A 16,127-nucleotide genomic window follows, 5' to 3' on the forward strand; every position below is an offset into this window, starting at 1 on the left:
CCGGTTCAGGGGGAAAGCGCACATTTGAGAGAATCGGTCTCATGATCGAAGCGCGGCGGCTCCACATCCTTCGTGCGGTGGCCGACCACCGCACGGTGACGGCGGCTGCCGCCGCGCTGTACCTCACCCCGTCCGCCGTCTCCCAGCAGCTCACCGCCCTGGAACAGGAGACGGGACACCGCCTGGTCGAGCGGGGCGCGAAGGGCGTACGGCTGACCCCGGCCGGCGAGATCCTGCTCGGCCACACCAACGCGGTCCTCGCCCAGCTGGAACAGGCGGCGGCGGAACTGGCCGCGTACAGCTCGGGCGAGGCCGGCACCGTCACCGTCGCCTCCTTCGCCACCGGTATCGCCCAGGTCGTGGCACCCGCGCTGGCCCGCCTCGCCCGCTCCGCGCCCGGCATCCGTCTCCGCGTCCAGGACGCCGAGGGCGACGCGAGCCTGCCGATGGTCCTGGACCGGCAGGTCGACATCGCCGTGGCCGTCGAATACCGGGGCGCGCCGGCCGCCGACGACCCCCGGCTGACCCATGTCGCGCTGTACGCCGAGCCGTTCGACGCGGTCGTGCCCGTCAGCCACCGGCTCGCCGACGCGGCCGAGGTGCCGCTCGCCGAACTGGCCAAGGACGCCTGGATCGGCCCCTATCCCGGCAACCCCTGCCATGACGTCGTCGTCCTGGCCTGCGAGAACGCCGGCTTCCAGCCCCGCCTCGAACACTCCTCCGACGACTTCCGCGCCGTGGTCGCCCTCGCCTCCGCCGACGCGGGCGTGGCCCTCGTCCCCCGCTCGGCGCTGCGCGGCACGGACCTCACGGGCGTGGTCGTACGCCCCGTGGACGGAGTGGCCCCCACGCGCCGCGTCTTCGCCGCCGTACGCCGCGGCGCGGAGGGGCACCCGCTGATCCGGCCGGTGCTGGAGGCGCTGGGGGAGGCGGCGGAGTGAGGAGGCCGGCCGCCGGGGAGGCCGAGCGAGGTGGCTGACTGAAGTGACCGGCTGAAGTGACCCGCTGAGGGCGGGGCATGCTCCGCCGTCGTTTCGCCGGTACCGGCGTCATCTCGCGGCGGTGATTGTCAGTGGTCACCGCTACCGTGCGTTCCATGCCCGATGCAGAAGACGTACGACGTGTCGCCCTCTCCCTGCCCGACAGTACGGAGAAGGTCGCCTGGAGCATGCCCACCTTCCGGGTGGCGGGGAAGATGTTCGCGACGCTGCCGGAGGACGAGACGTCCATGGCCGTGCGGTGCCCCAAGGTGGAGCGGGACGAGCTGGTCCTCGCCGAACCCGGCAAGTTCTGGATCGCCGAGCACGAGGCGGGGTTCGCCTGGGTGCGGGTGCGCCTCTCCGCCCTGGAGGACGAGGCAGAGCTGCGCGACGTCCTCGCCGACTCATGGCGCCAGGCCGCACCGACCAAACTCCTCGACGCCCACCCGGAGTTGGGACTCCCCGCCGTCGACTGAGCCGCCCCCGTCCGTGCGTGCCGCTACCGCAGGAACCCCGTGATCCGCTCTCGCAACGTGGCCGCGTCCAACCCGTGCGCGGCCACGTGCTCCTCCAGCTGCCCGTAGCGCCGCAGCTCCCGCCGCCCCACGCCCAGCCCGAGCACCCGGTGCGGCACATCGGCGAGCGCGTCGTTGGCGGCGGCCGTCGACGTGCCCGCCAGGTAGGGCTCGACGAGGACGACGTCCGTGCCGGCCGAGTCGGTGGCCCGGCGCAACGCGGCCGAGTCGAACGGGCGCACGGTCGAGGCGTACAGCACGGTCACATCGAGCCCCTCCGTGGCCGCGAGGACGCCGTCGAGCAGGGGCCCGACGGCGACGACGACCCCGCGGCGCCCCTCCCGCACGGTGAGGAACCGCTGCCCGTCCACCGCGAGCGCCTGCTCGTTGGACTGCGCGGACAGCCGTACGTACACCTTGTCGTCCTTGCCCTCGCCCGCGCCGACCGCGTGCCGGAGCAGCGTCTCGGCCTCGTCGGGATGCCCGGGCACATGCACGGTCCACCCGTCGAGCGTGTCCAGGACGGCGACGTCGCCGGGTGACATGTGGGTGAAGCCGCCGGCCGGCCAGTCGTAGGACGCGGCGGCGCTGACCAGCACCGCGCCGACACCCTGGTGCCCCAGATCCAGCTTCACCTGCTCGAAGGGCCGTTCCACGAGGAAGCTCGCGAAGGTGTGCATCACGGGCCGCATCCCGGCCAGCGCCAGGCCCGCGCCCGCGCCGATCAGCAGTTGCTCCCGGATCCCGACGTTGATCACCCGCTCCGGATGGCGGCGCGTCGCCTCCGCGAAGCCGTCCCGGCCGATCTCGGCGAGGACCACCGCGACCCGGGGATCCTCGTCGAGCATGCCGGAGACGACGGGAGCGAAGCGGTCACGCATGGTGTCCATGAGGTCTTTCGTCCTTTCGGGGTGGTTACGGAGATCTCGGGGTTCAGGCGTTCTTCGGCTCGACGTGGGCCACGACGACCCGTGGCCGGCCCGGGTGCGGCGCGGTGAAGGCCGCGTGCAGGGCGTCGTGGTCGCGTCCGTCCACGGTCTCGGCGGACCAGCCCGCCACCTCGAACCGCGCGGCGATCCCGCCCGGCCGCGCATGACTGGCGGAGGAGTTGTCGATCACGACGGTGTGCAGCCGGTCGAGCCCGGCGGGGCCGGCGTAGGCGATCGCCTCGTGGTTGCTGCCCTCGTCCAGCTCCGCGTCGCCGACCAGCACCCACACCGCCGGGTCGATCCGCCCCTGGGCCCGCAGCCCGAGCGCCGTCCCGACCGCGATCGGCAGGCCGTGCCCGAGCGAGCCGCTGCCGATCTCCGCGCCCGGCACCAGCACCCGGTCCGGGTGGTGGCCGAGCGGCGAGTCGTACGAGCCGAAGCCGGGCAGCCACTCGGCCGGCAGGAAGCCCTTCGCCGCGAGGACCGCGTAGTACGCCATCGGCCCGTGGCCCTTCGACAGCAGGAACCGGTCCCGCTCCGGGTCCTCCAGCCGATCCGGGCCCACCCGCAGCACCCGGTCGTAGAGCACCCACAGCACGTCCAGCGTGGAGGTGGCCGCCGGGCCGTGCTTCTCCGCGCCCGTCATCAGCCCCATCAGCTCGGGCAGCTCCGTGAATCCGTACGGTGTCGTCGTCATGCGGAAGAGCCTGCAACCTCAACCAAACTTAAGGTCAAGCGGTGACGGCGGAGGGTCTCCCGCCCCCTCGCGCCGATAAACGCGTGCGCGACCACCGGCCCGAGTGCGGTATTGTTTCCGTGCGCGTTCAGCCAGGGGAAACCCCAGGTCAGACGGGCATCGGGACGTGGCGCAGCTTGGTAGCGCACTTGACTGGGGGTCAAGGGGTCGCAGGTTCAAATCCTGTCGTCCCGACTCGAAAGAGTCGCAGATCAAGGGCCGGTTTCGGAGAAATCCGAAACCGGCCCTTGATCGTTTTTGGGTCTGGTCAGGGCTTGATCGAGGCCGAGCGTCACTGGGTGGGCCATTGGGCGATTTGGTGAGTTGTCCGCCGACCCTGGACTTATGTTCTTGGACATCCCTTATGTGGACTTTAGTGTTCGCCGGGAGCAAGAGCTGCGGGATCCGAGTCCTGCCACCGTCCGGAGACGAGGTGTGGAGCGTGTGCACGCGAGGTGCGGCTGCCGGCCGGTTTCAGGTCAGATGGGACGTCGCGGAGGAATGAGATGGCTGCGGGCGTTCGCCGTGATGCCGTTGCTGGCGTCGGTCCTCGCCGCTTGCGGCAGTGACGAGGGCTCCGGCAGGCCCACCCTCAACTGGTACAACTTCCCGGACGACTCCGGGGCTCTGCAGAAGGCGGCCGACCGGTGCAGCCAGGCGTCGGGCGGTCGCTACTCGATCAGCTACAACAAGCTCCCGCGCGCCGCGGACGGACAACGCCAGCAACTCGTCCGAAGGCTCGCCGCCGAGGACGACTCGCTCGACATCCTGGGCCTGGACGTCACCTGGGCCGCGGAGTTCGCCGAGGCGCGCTGGATCCGGGAATGGACGGGGACGGCGAAGCGGCAGGCCGTCGAGGGCACCCTGCGCGTACCGCTGCGGACCTCCACCTGGAAGGGCAAGCTGTACGCCGTCCCGTACAACACCAACACCCAGCTCCTGTGGTACCGCAAGGACCTGGTGCCCACCCCGCCCAGGACCTGGGCCGAGATGCTGGACATGGCCGGCGTCCTCGCCCGGCAGGGCAAGCCGCACTTCGTGGAGATCCAGGGCGCCCAGTACGAGGGCCTGACCGTCTGGTTCAACACGCTGATCAACAGTGCCGGCGGTTCCATCCTCAACGCGAACGCGACCGAGCCCTCTCTCGGTCGGCCCGCGGTGCGGGCCGCCGGCATCATGCGTGATCTGGCCAGGTCCCCGGCCGCCGACCCCTCCCTGCCCAATCAGATGGAGGACCAGAACCGGCTCGCCATGGAGTCGGGGACGGCGGCGTTCGAGCTCAACTACCCGTTCGTCTATCCGTCGATGAAGGCGAACAACCCCGAGCTGTTCAAGAACTTCCGCTGGGCGCCGTACCCCCGGGTCGACCCGAACCGCCCGGCGCGGCCCACCATCGGCGGTATCGATCTGGCGGTGAGCGCCTACTCGCGCCACCCCGACCTGGCCTTCGAGGCGGCACTGTGCCTGCGCAACCGGGAGAACCAGCTCAGCGCCGCGCTGGAGGGCGGTCTGCCGCCCACCCTGCGCGCCCTCTACGACGAGCCCGCGTTCATGAAGGAGTACCCGTTCTCCAAGGACGTCCTGGCCGCTCTGGAGTCGGCGAGCGTGCGCCCGATCACTCCGGTCTATCAGAACGTGTCGATCGCGGTCTCCCACACGCTGTCCCCGCCGTCCGGGATCGAACCGGAAAGCTCCGTCGACACCATCGGCGAGCAGATCGACGATGCCCTGCGATCCGAGGGTGTGATCCCGTGAAGCACGACCTCTCCCGCCACTCCGTCGCCCCGCGCCGCGGCGCGCGGGCCTCGTCCCCGGGCGGCCCGCGATGAGCACGCGGGCGCGACCCGCCGGTACCCCACCGCCCCCCGAGGCGCGGACGGAGCAGGCGGGGCCGGACCGGACGGAACTCTCGGCGGGCGCCCGGCAGGAGCGGCGGCTCGGCTGGCTGCTCTGCGCACCCGCCGTCGTCGTCATGATCGCCGTGACCGCCTACCCCATCGGATACGCCGTCTATCTCTCCCTCCAGCGGTACGACCTGCGCTTTCCCGGACGGGCCGAGTTCGTGGGCCTGAGCAACTACGGTGCGGTGCTGTCCTCCCCGTTCTGGTGGGACGCCTTCTGGGTCACGCTGTTCATCACCGCGGTGTCCGTGGCGATCGAACTGGTCCTCGGAATGGGGCTCGCCCTGGTGATGCACCGCACGATCTTCTGGCGCGGCGTCGTCCGCACGTCGGTCCTCGTTCCGTACGGGATCGTCACCGTGGTCGCCGCCTTCTCCTGGCAGTACGCGTGGACCCCGGATCTCGGGTACCTCGCCGAGTTGCTGCCCGAGGGCGACGCCCCCCTGACCGAGCAGTGGCCGGCCCTCTGGCTGATCATCCTCGCCGAGGTGTGGAAGACGACGCCGTTCATGGCCCTGCTGCTGCTCGCGGGCCTCGCGCTGGTCCCCGAGGAGACCCTGAAGGCGGCCATGGTGGACGGTGCCACCGCCTGGCAGCGCTTCACCAAGATCATGGTGCCGCTGATGAAACCGGCCATCCTGGTGGCCCTGCTCTTCCGCACCCTGGACGCGTTCCGGATCTTCGACAACATCTACATCCTGACCGCGGGCGCCCAGGGAACCGGCTCCGTGTCGATCCTCGGGTACGACAACCTGTTCACCGCGCTGAACCTGGGCATCGGGTCGGCGATCTCGGTCCTGATCTTCATCTGCGTCGGGATCATCGCCTTCACCTTCGTCAAACTGTTCGGCACCGCAGCACCCGGCGCGGAGGTGAAGCGCTGATGGCCGCGGTGGGAAAGGCGCACGCCACCCGATGGGGCGTCCTGAACGTGGTGGTCGTGCTGTACGCCCTGTTCCCGGTGTGGTGGATCGCCGCGCTGTCGTTCAAGGACCCCAGCACCCTGACGGACGGCAACTACATCCCCACGGACTGGACCTGGGAGAACTACCAGGGCATCTTCGAGACCACCGAGTTCACCCGTGCGCTGATCAACTCGATCGGAATCGCCCTGATCGCCACGGTGATCGCGGTGGCGCTGGGCACCATGGCCGCCTACGCGGTGGCCCGGCTGCGGTTCCCCGGCAAGCGGGTCCTCATCGGCATGTCACTGCTGATCGCCATGTTCCCGCCGATCTCCCTGGTGTCACCGCTGTTCAACATCGAGCGGATCATCGGGATCTTCGACACCTGGATCGGGCTGATCATCCCGTACATGACCTTCTCCCTGCCGCTCGCGATCTACACCCTGTCGGCGTTCTTCCGGGAGATTCCCTGGGACCTGGAGAAGGCCGCCAAGGTCGACGGGGCGACGCCCGCGCAGGCCTTCCGGCTGGTCATCGTGCCGCTGGCCGCACCGGGCGTGTTCACCACGGCCATTCTCGTGTTCATCTTCTGCTGGAACGACTTCCTGTTCGCGATCTCGCTGACGTCCACAGAGTCCGCGCGCACCGTGCCCGCAGCGATCGCGTTCTTCACCGGCAGCTCCCAGTTCCAGCAGCCCACAGGGTCGATCGCCGCCGCCGCCGTGGTGATCACCATCCCGATCATCGTTTTCGTCCTGCTCTTCCAGCGGCGGATCGTCGCCGGACTGACCTCCGGGGCAGTCAAGGGCTGAACGGGGAAGGCAAGGAGGCACCATCCATGGCCGAGATCATCCTTGAGGGAGTCACCAAGCGCTTTCCCGACGGGGCGCTCGCCGTGAAGGACGTGGACCTCGCCATCGCCGACGGCGAGTTCGTGATCCTGGTCGGCCCGTCGGGATGCGGCAAGTCCACCACGCTGAACATGATCGCCGGACTTGAGGACATCACCGAGGGCACCCTGCGCATCGGTGGCCGAGTCGTCAACGACCTGGCTCCCAAGGAGCGCGACGTCGCCATGGTCTTCCAGAGCTACGCCCTGTACCCGCACATGAACGTCCGGGAGAACATGGGCTTCCCGCTGCGCCTGGCCAAGGTGGACAAGGCCACCATCGACGCCAAGGTGACGGACGCCGCCCGGATCCTCGACCTCACCGAGCACCTGGACCGCAAGCCCGCCAACCTCTCGGGCGGTCAGCGCCAGCGGGTGGCCATGGGGCGGGCGATCGTCCGTGATCCGAAGGCGTTCCTGATGGACGAGCCGCTGTCCAACCTGGACGCCAAACTCCGGGTACAGATGCGCACGCAGATCTCCCGCCTGCAGCGGCGCCTCGGCACGACCACCGTGTACGTCACCCACGACCAGACCGAGGCGATGACGCTGGGCGACCGCGTCGTGGTCATGAGACAGGGCCTGGTCCAGCAGATCGGCACCCCGGCCGAGCTGTACGACCTGCCGCGCAACCTCTTCGTGGCGGGCTTCATCGGCTCCCCGGCGATGAACTTCCTGAACGCCACCCTGGAGGCCGGCGCCCTGCGCTCGTCCCTCGGCGACCTGACCCTCGACGACCGAACGAGGCAGGCGCTGGAACGCCAGAACGCGCCCCGCGAGGTCATCGTCGGGCTGCGACCGGAGGCGTTCGAGGACGCGGCCCTGTCACATGAGGGGGCCCGGACGGGCCCGCTCCTCACCGTCACCGTTGAGGTACTGGAGTCGCTGGGCTCCGATGCGTACGTCTACTTCGCCGCGGAGGGAGGGCCCGCGACGACCACCGAACTGGAGGAGCTCGCCAAGGACTCGGGCCTGCGCGACACCGGCACCGACACCCAGCACATCGTGGCCCGCCTGGACGCCGCCACACGGGCCCGCGAGGGCGAACCGGTGGAACTGCGGGTCGACATGGCCAAGGCCCACGTGTTCGACCCGGGGACCGGAGCGAACCTCACGCATCCGGTGAGAGCGGACTGACGACGCACCGCACAGGGCGCGATCCGCGATCCCCGTGCCGGAGATGCGCTAAGCCCCTTCGCAGTGGCGAGTTCCGCAAGCAGCTGGACGAGCGCGCCGCGCGCGGCGGACGTGGGAGCGCTGGAGGTGAACGTCCCCAGCAGCGCGATCCCGACGTTCCCGGTGTTGTACGTGGCGATGTGAGCGGCGGTGACCAGGCGCCCCGCCGCGTCGTGCGCGGGGTCCCCGTCGGTGCCGGACCAGCGGCCCTCGTAGACCAGTCCGGCCGCGTCGATCAGACAGTGGTAGCCGATGTCGCCCCAGCCCTGACCGACCGTCCGGTCGCGGTAGATCGTGCGGACCCGGGCCGCGGGGTCGGCCTCGCCGTTCGCGCCGGCGGTGTGGTGCACGGACAGGGTCTGCACCGCGTGGTGGTCGGGGGGCCGGGTCTCGGTGCCGTCCGGGCCGAAGCGCAGGCTCTCGTCCGCGCCCCAGGCCTGCCGGGACAGCGGGACGTAGGCGGCGGACGCGGAGGCGGACCGGGAACCGGCCGTCGGGGAGCCCGCGGCCGCGGCCGGGCGGGAGACGGCACCGGTCACGGCGACGGCGCCGAGGGCACCCAGCAACGCGCGCCTCGGTAACGCGCCGAAGGAGTCGGGGGCGTGGGCCGGATTCGTGGCTCTCGCGTGCATGGCTGTCCTTCCGGAGCGGCGGCGGCCGGGAGACGGATCAGAGCCGGTTCGATGACGCCGGTGGGGGGACGGTTTTCACGCATGCTCGATCCTGCGTCCCAAGGGAGTGGTCCCTGCTCCGGTGCCGGTGCCGGTGTCGGTATGCGTCGCATAGCCCGCCGCGGCGATCCGGACGAAGGAGCGGACCAGGGGGTCGGTGCCGGCGTTGTTCCAGGCGACCACCAGGCGGCTGGGCGGCATGCCGCGCAGGGGGACGCAGGTGAGGCCCTCCGGGAGGGTTTCGGCCAACGGGGCCACACCGACGGTGCCGTTCCACAGGACGGCCTGGACGCATTCGTGGACGGTGCGTACGACCGGGCCGTCGCGCAGGGCGGCGGCGGGCGCGGGCGCCGTCCAGAAGGCCTGCCACGCGGGGTCGGTGCCGTCGGGCAGACGGAACCAGCGCCGGTCGGCGAGGTCACGGGGGTGCAGGGACGTACGGCCGGCGAGGGGGTCGTCGGCGCGCAGCACCACACCGACCGGATCGGAGCGCAGGACGTGGCTGGCGATCCCGGTGTCGTCGAAGGGCGCCCGGGTCAGCGCCACGTCGACCAGGCCCGCGCGCAGGCCGGTGGTGGGATCGGTCAGGTCGGCCTCCCGCACACGGACGTGGACATCGGGATGGCGCTCGCGGAAGGCGGCGACCAGTCGTGTACCGGTCTGTTCGGCGAGGGTGCCGAGGGTGAGCGTCGCCGTGCGGGCGGCCGCGGCGACCCGCGCGCGGGCCTGCTCGGCCTGCCCCAGCAGCGCGCGGGCTTCGTCGTACAGCGCCCGGCCCGCCGAGGTGAGCGTGACGCCGGTGGAGGAGCGGTGCAGCAGCAGGGCGCCGAGATCGTTCTCCAGCTGTTTGACGGCCCGGCTCAACGGCGGCTGGGTCATGTGCAGTCGGGCGGCGGCACGGCCGAAGTGCCGTTCCTCCGCGACGGCGACGAAGTAGCGCAGCGATCGTAAGTCCATGACCGGCGACGATACCCGCGCGGTATCGGGCGTACGGAACGGGTGTTGGACGGCGCGCGGGTGCCCGCACTGGACTGGAGCGCGAGCGGGCCGTGGCCTCCGTCACGGACCGTGCCCGACCGACGATCCCCGCGCGGATCCACTCCGCGCCCCGTTGTCCGCCACAGCACCTGATCGATGCCTGACCCCCTTGCCACACCCACGAGTTCGAGGAGCCACCGGTATGACCGAGAGCACGCTGTCCGATATGACCGAGAGCACGCTGTCCGACCCCGTCGTCCGGACCGACCAGGTGCGGGAGGTGGCCCGTGATGTGCTGGTGATCCCCGACGGCGGGGTGCGACTGGTGCCCAACATAGGGGTCGTCGGCGGCACCCACTCCGTTCTCGTGGTCGAGACGGGGCTGGGCCCCGACAACGCCGAGGCCGTACTCGCGTTCGCGGCCGAGCACGCCAGGGGGCGCAGGCTCTTCCTGACCACCACGCACTTCCATCCCGAACACGCCTTCGGCGCCCAGGTCTTCGCAGGCGAGGCGACCTACCTCCTCAACCGGGCCCAGGCCGAGGACCTGGCCGGCAAGGGCCCTGGCTACCTCTCGATGTTCCGGGGGCTGGGCGAACCGATCGCCCGGCGGCTGGCGGGGGTGGAGCCGGTCGTGCCGGACACGGTCTACGACGACGCCTTCGATCTGGACCTGGGCGGCCGGGTGGTGCGTCTGCGCGCCACCGGCCGGGCGCACAGCCGGGGCGACCAGGTGGTGAGCGTGCCCGACGCCGGGGTGATGTTCACCGGCGACCTCGTCGAGGCGGGGCAGTTCGCCATCTTTCCGTGGTTCCCGCCGTACGACACCGATGTGTCCGGCATCCGCTGGATCGAGGTGCTGAAACGGCTGTCGGCGCAGCATCCGCGCGTGGTCGTGCCCGGCCACGGCGGGATCGGGGGTACGGGGCTGCTGGCCGACGTCCGCACGTATCTGGAACTGCTGCGCGACGAGACATGGCGTCGCCGGGACTCCGCGACGAGCGAGGCGACGATCGCCGAGGAGGTGAGGCACCTGATGATCGAGCGCCATCCGGAGTGGGTGGGCGAGGAGTGGATCGAGCGGGGTGTGGGGTGCTTGTGCGCCGAACACGAGGCGCGCGGGTAGCGCGCGTCGTGCGCCGAGCGCCGTGCCCCATGCGCCCTGGGCGTCCCGCGCGCCGGCGCGCTCTGCGGGGGAGGGGGCGGTGGGCGGCACGTGACCGATCTCGTCGCGGCACGTGACTGATCTCGTCGCGGCGCGAGGCCGGTCTCGTCGCGGCGCGCGGTGGTGATCCGGGGCGTGTCGGTGGTGAGGCGGGGCGTGTCGGGGGTGCTCGGTGGACTTGGTGGTGGGGCGGTCGGTTGGATGGAGGATCGGGCTCGTCCGCGGTGTCACGGTCGACGACCGCGGGCCGCCCGCCGACACTCGACACGCGCCGGAGATGAGCTGCGATGGTGACCGACCGGTACGGCAACCGTCTGTACGAGTGCACCGCCGAGGGAGCGGCGCACCTGGACCGGGCCGTGGAGGGGCTGTTGTTCTTCCGGCCCGAGTTCCCGACCGCCGTCGCGGACGCCGTGGCCGCCTGTCCGGAGTCGCCGATGGCCCAGGTGTTCGCGGCGTATCTGGGGGTGCTGGGGACCGAGTCGCGTGACGCCGAGGAGGCGGGACGTGGGTTCATGACCTTCAGCGCGGGGCTGGACCGTACGGCGCTGCCCCGGCGGGAGCGCATGCACATGGCCGCGGCGGAGGCCTGGCTCGGCGGTGATCTCGGGCGGGCCGGTCGGATCCTGGAGGACCTGGTCGTGGAGTGTCCCCGCGATCCGCTCGCCCTGGCGGTGGGACATCAGCTCGACTTCTTCACCGGGGACGCCACACGGCTGCGGGACCGGATCGGCGGGGCCCTCCCGGCATGGGACCCGGACGACCCCCACCGCGGACCGCTGCTGGGCATGTACGCGTTCGGCCTGGAGGAGTCGGGCCACTACGACCGGGCCCAGGAGGTGGCCCGCGCCGCCGTCGAGCGCAACCCCCGTGACATCTGGGCCATCCACGCCGTCGTCCATGTGCACGAGATGCAGGGCCGGTTCGCCGAGGGGCTCGGCTTCCTCGACGCGCGCCTCGACGACTGGGCGAGCGGCAGCCTGCTGACGGTGCACAGCTGGTGGCACTACGCCCTGTACGCCCTGGAGGCCGGCGACACCGCCACGGCCCTGCGGATCCACGACGCCGTACTGCACCACGAGGAGTCGTCCGGGTTCGTCATGGAACTCCTCGACGCCGCCTCGCTGTTGTGGCGGTTCCTCCTGGACGGCTCGGAGCAGGACGCACGGTGGCGGGCCCTGGCCGACGCGTGGGCGGCGCGCGAGGACCCGCCGTTCTACGCCTTCAACGACGCGCACGCCGTCATGGCCTTCGCGGGAGCGGGGCGGCTGGACACGGCGGACGAGTTCGTCGCCGACCGGCGGCGCTGGCTGCGGGCGGCCCGGGAGGACGAGCGACCGCAGACCAACCGCGTGATGACCGCCGAGATCGGGCTGCCCGTCTGCGAGGCGCTGGTGGCGTTCGTCCGCGAGGACTACGCGACGGTGGTGGACCTGCTGTGGCCGATCCGCCGCCGGCTGCACACCTTCGGCGGCAGCCACGCCCAGCGGGACGCGGTCCAGCGGACCCTGCTGGAGGCGGCTCTCCGCGCACGCCGGGACGAGCAGGCCCGGCTCCTGCTGGGGGAACGCGCCGGCCTGAGCCCCCACAGTCCCTACAACTGGCTCGGCCGGGCCCGCCTCGCCGACGCCCTCGGGGAAGCGGGCCGCGCCGCCGTCGCCCGCGCCACGGCGACCGAACTGGCGGCTCCCGCCGCGGCGAGGCTCAGCGGGAACGCGCACGACACGTACCTCGGCCGAAAAGCCTGACCCCGGCCGCTCCGCCCGGTCCCGGCCGGCCCGCGGCTACGTCCCGGCCGGCCCGCGGCTCCGGCCCGGCCGACCCGCGGCTACGTCACTGCCCGCCCGGCTAGGACAGGCAGCCCACATGCGCCAGAGCCTGCTTCAGCAGGACTCCCTGGCCGCCCGGCATCTCGTTCTGGACGGAGGCCGACGCCGCCTCCTGGGGGCTGAACCACACCAGGTCCAGCGCGTCCTGCCGGGGCCGGCAGTCGCCGGCCACCGGGACGATGTAGGCGAGCGAGACCGCGTGCTGGCGCGGGTCGTGGAACGGGGTGATGCCCTGCGTCGGGAAGTACTCGGCGACGGTGAAGGGCTGGAGTGCGGACGGGACACGGGGCAGCGCCACCGGCCCGAGGTCCTTCTCCAGATGGCGCAGCAGCGCGTCACGCACCCGCTCGTGGTGCATCACGCGGCCGGAGACCAGATTGCGGCTGACCGTCCCGTCCGGGCCGATGCGCAGCAGCAGGCCGACGCTGGTCACTTCGCCGCTGTCGTCGACGCGCACGGGCACGGCCTCGACGTACAGGATCGGCATCCGGGCGCGCGCCGACTCGAGCTCGTCGGACGGCAGCCAGCCGGGAGTGGTTTCGGTCATGTCAGACATTGGCCGATCATACTTTCAACGTCAGTCGGAACGCGCGTCGCTCCGATCACACCTGTCAGAGATGCCCCCGCCGCTCCGCCCGCATGCGCGGTGAAGAGGATCAGTCGTGCGCGGCCCACATTCCGCGCACATGACCGAGGTGGCGGGTCATCACCGCGCGTACGGCCTCCTCGTCGCGGGCGAGCAGCGCGTCCAGGAGTTCCAGGTGCTCCTGCGCCGACGACAGCAGCCGCCCCGACTCGGCGAGCGCGGTCAGACCGTAGAGTCGGGCGCGTTTGCGCAGGTCACCGACCACCTCGACGAGGTGCGCGTTGCCCGCGAGGGCGAGCAGACCGAGGTGGAAACGGGTGTCGGCCTCGACGTACGCGATGAGGTCACCGGCAGCCGCGGCGGCGACGATCTCCCGGGCGGCGGGCCGCAGCGCCTCCAGGGAGACCGGGTCGGCGGTCCGGGCCAGCCCGGCCGTGGTCGGGATCTCGATGAGCGCACGGACCTGGGTGTACTCGTCGAGCTGCCGCTCGGTGACGGCGGTGACCCGGAACCCCTTGTTGGGCACGGTGTCGACGAGCCCCTCCTTGGCCAGATCCAGCATGGCCTCGCGCACCGGCGTCGCCGAGACACCGAAGCGGCCGGCGAGCGCGGGCGCGGAGTACACCTCGCCCGGCCGCAGCTCCCCGGCGATCAGCGCGGCCCGCAACGCGTCGGCGACCCGCTCGCGGTAGCTGCTCTTCTTGCCGCCGAGCACCGGCAGGGCGGGGGCCGGGGGAGCGGCGGCGGCAGCGGTGGAGACGGACGGTACGCCGCCGCGCCGCGACTCCGTGGGGGGCATGCGGTCTCTCCTGTACTCATGAAGCGCTGGATCCCGGGATCCGGGATCCGGGATCCGGAATCCGGGACCTGGGCTTCGGGCTTCGGGCTCCGGGATGCGGGCTCCGAAGTCCGGAGCTCCGGAATCCTAGAGGACGAAGCCGGACGGGAACGGGTCGGACGGGTCGAGCAGATACTGGGCGGTGCCGGTGACCCAGGCGCGGCCGGTGAAACTCGGCAGCACCGCCGGCAGCCCGGCGACCTCGGTCTCGCCGAGCAGCCTGCCGGTGAAGTGGGTGCCGATGAAGGACTCGTTCACGAACTCGGTGTGCAGGGGGAGTTCACCGCGCGCGTGGAGCTGGGCCATGCGCGCGCTGGTGCCCGTGCCGCAGGGGGAGCGGTCGAACCAGCCGGGATGGATGGCCATCGCGTGCCGCGAGTGCCGGGCGGTGGCGCCGGGGGCGTAGAGGTGGACGTGGTGGACGCCGTGGATCGACGGGTCCTCCGGATGCACGGGCTCCCCCTCGGCGTTGATCGCCTCCATCAGGTCGAGGCCCGCCCGCAGGATCTCGTCCTTGCGGTCGCGGTCGAAGGGCAGGCCGAACTGCTCCAGCGGCAGAATGGCGTAGAAGTTGCCGCCGTACGCGAGGTCGTAGGTCGCCGTGCGGCCGTCGGCGAGCGTGGCCTTGCGGTCGAGGCCGACGGAGAACGACGGCACGTTGCGCAGGGTGACGGCCTTCGCCGCGCCGTCCTCCACCGCCACCTCGGCCACGACCAGGCCCGCCGGGGTGTCGAGACGGATGGTGGTGACCGGTTCGACCACCTCGACCATGCCGGTCTCCACCAGCACGGTCGCCACACCGATCGTGCCGTGGCCGCACATGGGCAGATAGCCGGACACCTCGATGTAGACCACGCCGTAGTCGCAGTCGGGGCGGGTCGGCGGCTGGAGGATCGCGCCGCTCATCGCAGCGTGCCCGCGCGGCTCGTTCATCAGCAACTGCTTGATGTCGTCGCGGTGTTCACGGAACCACAGCCGGCGTTCGTTCATGGTCGCGCCGGGGATCGTGCCGATCCCGCCGGTGATCACCCGGGTGGGCATGCCCTCGGTGTGTGAGTCGACGGCGTGCAGGACGAGTTTGCTGCGCATGGCCGGCCCTACCTTTCTGCTGTGGGTTACGCGAGCCCCGCCGCGACGGCCTTCTCGGTGGCCGCCCGGATCACGGCCTCCTGCTCCGGCAGCAGTTCCACGCGCGGCGGCCGGCAGCGTCCCCCGGGCCGGCCCACGATGTCCATCGACAACTTGATGGCCTGCACGAACTCGACCTTGGAGTCCCAGCGCAGCAGCGGGTGCAGCTGCTCGTAGAGCCTCTTCGCCGTGGCGAGGTCGCCGTCCACCGCCGCGTGGTACAGCTCCACCGTCGCGGCGGGCAGCGCGTTCGGGTAGCCCGCCACCCAGCCCTTGGCACCGGCCAGCGCCAGCTCCAGCAGTACGTCGTCCGCGCCGATCAACAGGTCAAGTTCCGGGGCGAGTTCGGCGAGCTGGTAGGCCCGGCGGACATCGCCGGAGAACTCCTTCACGGCCCGGATGTACCCCTCGCCGTGCAGCTTGGCGAGCAGGTCGGGGACGAGGTCGACCTTGGTGTCGATCGGGTTGTTGTACGCCACGACCGGGACGCCCGCCTTCGCGACCTCGGCGTAGTGCGCGAGCACGGACCGCTCGTCGGCGCCGTACGCGTTCGGCGGCAGCAGCATCACCGCCGCACAGCCCGCGTCCCGCGCCTGCTCGGCCCAGCGCCGGGACTCGGCGGACCCGTACGCGGCGACCCCCGGCATCACCCGGGCGCCACCGATCGCGGCGACGGCCGTCTCCACGACCGCGGCGCGCTCCTCGGGCGTCAGCACCTGGTACTCGCCGAGCGAGCCGTTCGGTACGACGCCGTCGCAGCCGTTCTCGACGAGCCAGACGCAGTGCTCGGCGTACGCGTCGTGGTCGACGGAGAGGTCGTCGCGCAGGGGGAGCGCGGTGGCGACGAGGACGCCGCGCCAGGGACGGTTCTCGGTGGTGGCCATGTGTGGGACGCCCTCCA

15 protein-coding genes, 1 tRNA gene and 1 pseudogene are annotated in these 16,127 nt (G+C 71.5%); 9 read left to right on the top strand and 8 right to left on the bottom strand.

Annotated elements, in window-relative coordinates; translation table 11 throughout:
• Positions 1–41: 41 nt before the first annotated feature.
• Positions 42–941, top strand: a complete 900-nt coding sequence (locus ACZ52C_RS16055; RefSeq protein ID WP_319116856.1) for a LysR family transcriptional regulator — start codon at positions 42–44, stop codon at positions 939–941.
• Positions 942–1,096: 155 nt separating this feature from the next.
• The gene (locus tag ACZ52C_RS16060; RefSeq protein ID WP_086804543.1) at positions 1,097–1,456 is read left to right on the top strand and encodes an MmcQ/YjbR family DNA-binding protein; all 360 of its coding nucleotides are present in this window, start codon (positions 1,097–1,099) and stop codon (positions 1,454–1,456) included.
• 23 nt (positions 1,457–1,479) lie between these two features.
• Here the strand turns inward: ACZ52C_RS16060 and ACZ52C_RS16065 are convergent, their stop codons facing one another.
• Complete coding sequence (locus ACZ52C_RS16065) at positions 1,480–2,385, bottom strand: transketolase family protein (protein ID WP_469075289.1); 906 nt, start codon at positions 2,383–2,385, stop codon at positions 1,480–1,482.
• 43 nt (positions 2,386–2,428) lie between these two features.
• Positions 2,429–3,121: a transketolase gene (locus tag ACZ52C_RS16070; RefSeq protein ID WP_469075290.1), complete on the bottom strand. Its 693-nt coding sequence runs from the start codon at positions 3,119–3,121 to the stop codon at positions 2,429–2,431.
• 160 nt (positions 3,122–3,281) lie between these two features.
• Between ACZ52C_RS16070 and ACZ52C_RS16075 the strand changes: the two genes are divergently transcribed.
• The 5 genes from ACZ52C_RS16075 (at position 3,282) to ACZ52C_RS16095 (ending at position 7,992) form a co-directional block, all read left to right on the top strand.
• Positions 3,282–3,355: transfer RNA gene (locus tag ACZ52C_RS16075), tRNA-Pro, on the top strand.
• Between the two features lie 306 nt (positions 3,356–3,661).
• Complete coding sequence (locus ACZ52C_RS16080; protein WP_469075291.1) at positions 3,662–4,915, top strand: ABC transporter substrate-binding protein; 1,254 nt, start codon at positions 3,662–3,664, stop codon at positions 4,913–4,915.
• Between the two features lie 70 nt (positions 4,916–4,985).
• A complete protein-coding gene (locus ACZ52C_RS16085; RefSeq protein ID WP_469075292.1) occupies positions 4,986–5,945 on the top strand; it encodes a carbohydrate ABC transporter permease in 960 nt (319 codons plus the stop codon).
• On the top strand, positions 5,945–6,778 hold the full coding sequence (locus ACZ52C_RS16090) for a carbohydrate ABC transporter permease (RefSeq protein ID WP_469075293.1): 834 nt from the start codon (positions 5,945–5,947) through the stop codon (positions 6,776–6,778). The genes ACZ52C_RS16085 and ACZ52C_RS16090 overlap by 1 nt, the downstream gene beginning before the upstream one ends.
• A 26-nt stretch (positions 6,779–6,804) precedes the next feature.
• Entirely contained in the window at positions 6,805–7,992 is a 1,188-nt protein-coding gene (locus ACZ52C_RS16095) for an ABC transporter ATP-binding protein (RefSeq protein ID WP_469075294.1), read from the top strand.
• Between the two features lie 98 nt (positions 7,993–8,090).
• Here ACZ52C_RS16095 and ACZ52C_RS16100 read toward each other — a convergent pair.
• Both ACZ52C_RS16100 and ACZ52C_RS16105 read right to left on the bottom strand, forming a co-directional pair.
• Positions 8,091–8,663: pseudogene (locus ACZ52C_RS16100) on the bottom strand (N-acetylmuramoyl-L-alanine amidase); the annotation flags it as partial.
• 75 nt (positions 8,664–8,738) lie between these two features.
• On the bottom strand, positions 8,739–9,659 hold the full coding sequence (locus tag ACZ52C_RS16105) for a LysR family transcriptional regulator (protein WP_469075295.1): 921 nt from the start codon (positions 9,657–9,659) through the stop codon (positions 8,739–8,741).
• A 223-nt stretch (positions 9,660–9,882) separates the two neighbouring features.
• Between ACZ52C_RS16105 and ACZ52C_RS16110 the strand changes: the two genes are divergently transcribed.
• Both ACZ52C_RS16110 and ACZ52C_RS16115 read left to right on the top strand, forming a co-directional pair.
• Positions 9,883–10,806 carry an MBL fold metallo-hydrolase gene (locus ACZ52C_RS16110; RefSeq protein ID WP_469075296.1) on the top strand — a complete coding sequence of 308 codons (924 nt, stop codon included), beginning with the start codon at positions 9,883–9,885 and terminating at the stop codon, positions 10,804–10,806.
• Between the two features lie 326 nt (positions 10,807–11,132).
• Positions 11,133–12,593 (top strand): tetratricopeptide repeat protein, encoded by a 1,461-nt coding sequence (locus ACZ52C_RS16115; RefSeq protein ID WP_469075297.1) that lies wholly within the window; start codon positions 11,133–11,135, stop codon positions 12,591–12,593.
• A gap of 100 nt (positions 12,594–12,693) precedes the next feature.
• Here ACZ52C_RS16115 and ACZ52C_RS16120 read toward each other — a convergent pair whose 3' ends face one another.
• The 4 genes from ACZ52C_RS16120 to ACZ52C_RS16135 form a co-directional block, all read right to left on the bottom strand.
• Positions 12,694–13,221, bottom strand: coding sequence for an NUDIX hydrolase family protein (locus ACZ52C_RS16120; protein WP_179202246.1), 528 nt, complete (start codon positions 13,219–13,221; stop codon positions 12,694–12,696).
• A 109-nt stretch (positions 13,222–13,330) separates the two neighbouring features.
• Positions 13,331–14,059, bottom strand: a complete 729-nt coding sequence (locus ACZ52C_RS16125) for a GntR family transcriptional regulator (RefSeq protein ID WP_060882610.1) — start codon at positions 14,057–14,059, stop codon at positions 13,331–13,333.
• 126 nt (positions 14,060–14,185) lie between these two features.
• Entirely contained in the window at positions 14,186–15,187 is a 1,002-nt protein-coding gene (locus ACZ52C_RS16130) for a proline racemase family protein (protein WP_469075298.1), read from the bottom strand.
• Between the two features lie 26 nt (positions 15,188–15,213).
• Positions 15,214–16,110: a dihydrodipicolinate synthase family protein gene (locus ACZ52C_RS16135; protein ID WP_469075299.1), complete on the bottom strand. Its 897-nt coding sequence runs from the start codon at positions 16,108–16,110 to the stop codon at positions 15,214–15,216.
• Positions 16,111–16,127: the final 17 nt, after the last annotated feature.

Source organism: Streptomyces sp. NPDC034049 (genome assembly GCF_055575575.1).

What these genes read in the sequence shown, in the direction of transcription:
- ACZ52C_RS16055 (WP_319116856.1), top strand. Translation starts at nt 42, where the DNA reads ATGATCGAAGCGCGGCGGCTCCACATCCTTCGTGCGGTGGCCGACCAC.
- ACZ52C_RS16060 (WP_086804543.1), top strand. Translation starts at nt 1,097, where the DNA reads ATGCCCGATGCAGAAGACGTACGACGTGTCGCCCTCTCCCTGCCCGAC.
- ACZ52C_RS16065 (WP_469075289.1), bottom strand. Translation starts at nt 2,385, where the DNA reads ATGGACACCATGCGTGACCGCTTCGCTCCCGTCGTCTCCGGCATGCTC.
- ACZ52C_RS16070 (WP_469075290.1), bottom strand. Translation starts at nt 3,121, where the DNA reads ATGACGACGACACCGTACGGATTCACGGAGCTGCCCGAGCTGATGGGG.
- ACZ52C_RS16080 (WP_469075291.1), top strand. Translation starts at nt 3,662, where the DNA reads ATGAGATGGCTGCGGGCGTTCGCCGTGATGCCGTTGCTGGCGTCGGTC.
- ACZ52C_RS16085 (WP_469075292.1), top strand. Translation starts at nt 4,986, where the DNA reads ATGAGCACGCGGGCGCGACCCGCCGGTACCCCACCGCCCCCCGAGGCG.
- ACZ52C_RS16090 (WP_469075293.1), top strand. Translation starts at nt 5,945, where the DNA reads ATGGCCGCGGTGGGAAAGGCGCACGCCACCCGATGGGGCGTCCTGAAC.
- ACZ52C_RS16095 (WP_469075294.1), top strand. Translation starts at nt 6,805, where the DNA reads ATGGCCGAGATCATCCTTGAGGGAGTCACCAAGCGCTTTCCCGACGGG.
- ACZ52C_RS16105 (WP_469075295.1), bottom strand. Translation starts at nt 9,659, where the DNA reads ATGGACTTACGATCGCTGCGCTACTTCGTCGCCGTCGCGGAGGAACGG.
- ACZ52C_RS16110 (WP_469075296.1), top strand. Translation starts at nt 9,883, where the DNA reads ATGACCGAGAGCACGCTGTCCGATATGACCGAGAGCACGCTGTCCGAC.
- ACZ52C_RS16115 (WP_469075297.1), top strand. Translation starts at nt 11,133, where the DNA reads ATGGTGACCGACCGGTACGGCAACCGTCTGTACGAGTGCACCGCCGAG.
- ACZ52C_RS16120 (WP_179202246.1), bottom strand. Translation starts at nt 13,221, where the DNA reads ATGACCGAAACCACTCCCGGCTGGCTGCCGTCCGACGAGCTCGAGTCG.
- ACZ52C_RS16125 (WP_060882610.1), bottom strand. Translation starts at nt 14,059, where the DNA reads ATGCCCCCCACGGAGTCGCGGCGCGGCGGCGTACCGTCCGTCTCCACC.
- ACZ52C_RS16130 (WP_469075298.1), bottom strand. Translation starts at nt 15,187, where the DNA reads ATGCGCAGCAAACTCGTCCTGCACGCCGTCGACTCACACACCGAGGGC.
- ACZ52C_RS16135 (WP_469075299.1), bottom strand. Translation starts at nt 16,110, where the DNA reads ATGGCCACCACCGAGAACCGTCCCTGGCGCGGCGTCCTCGTCGCCACC.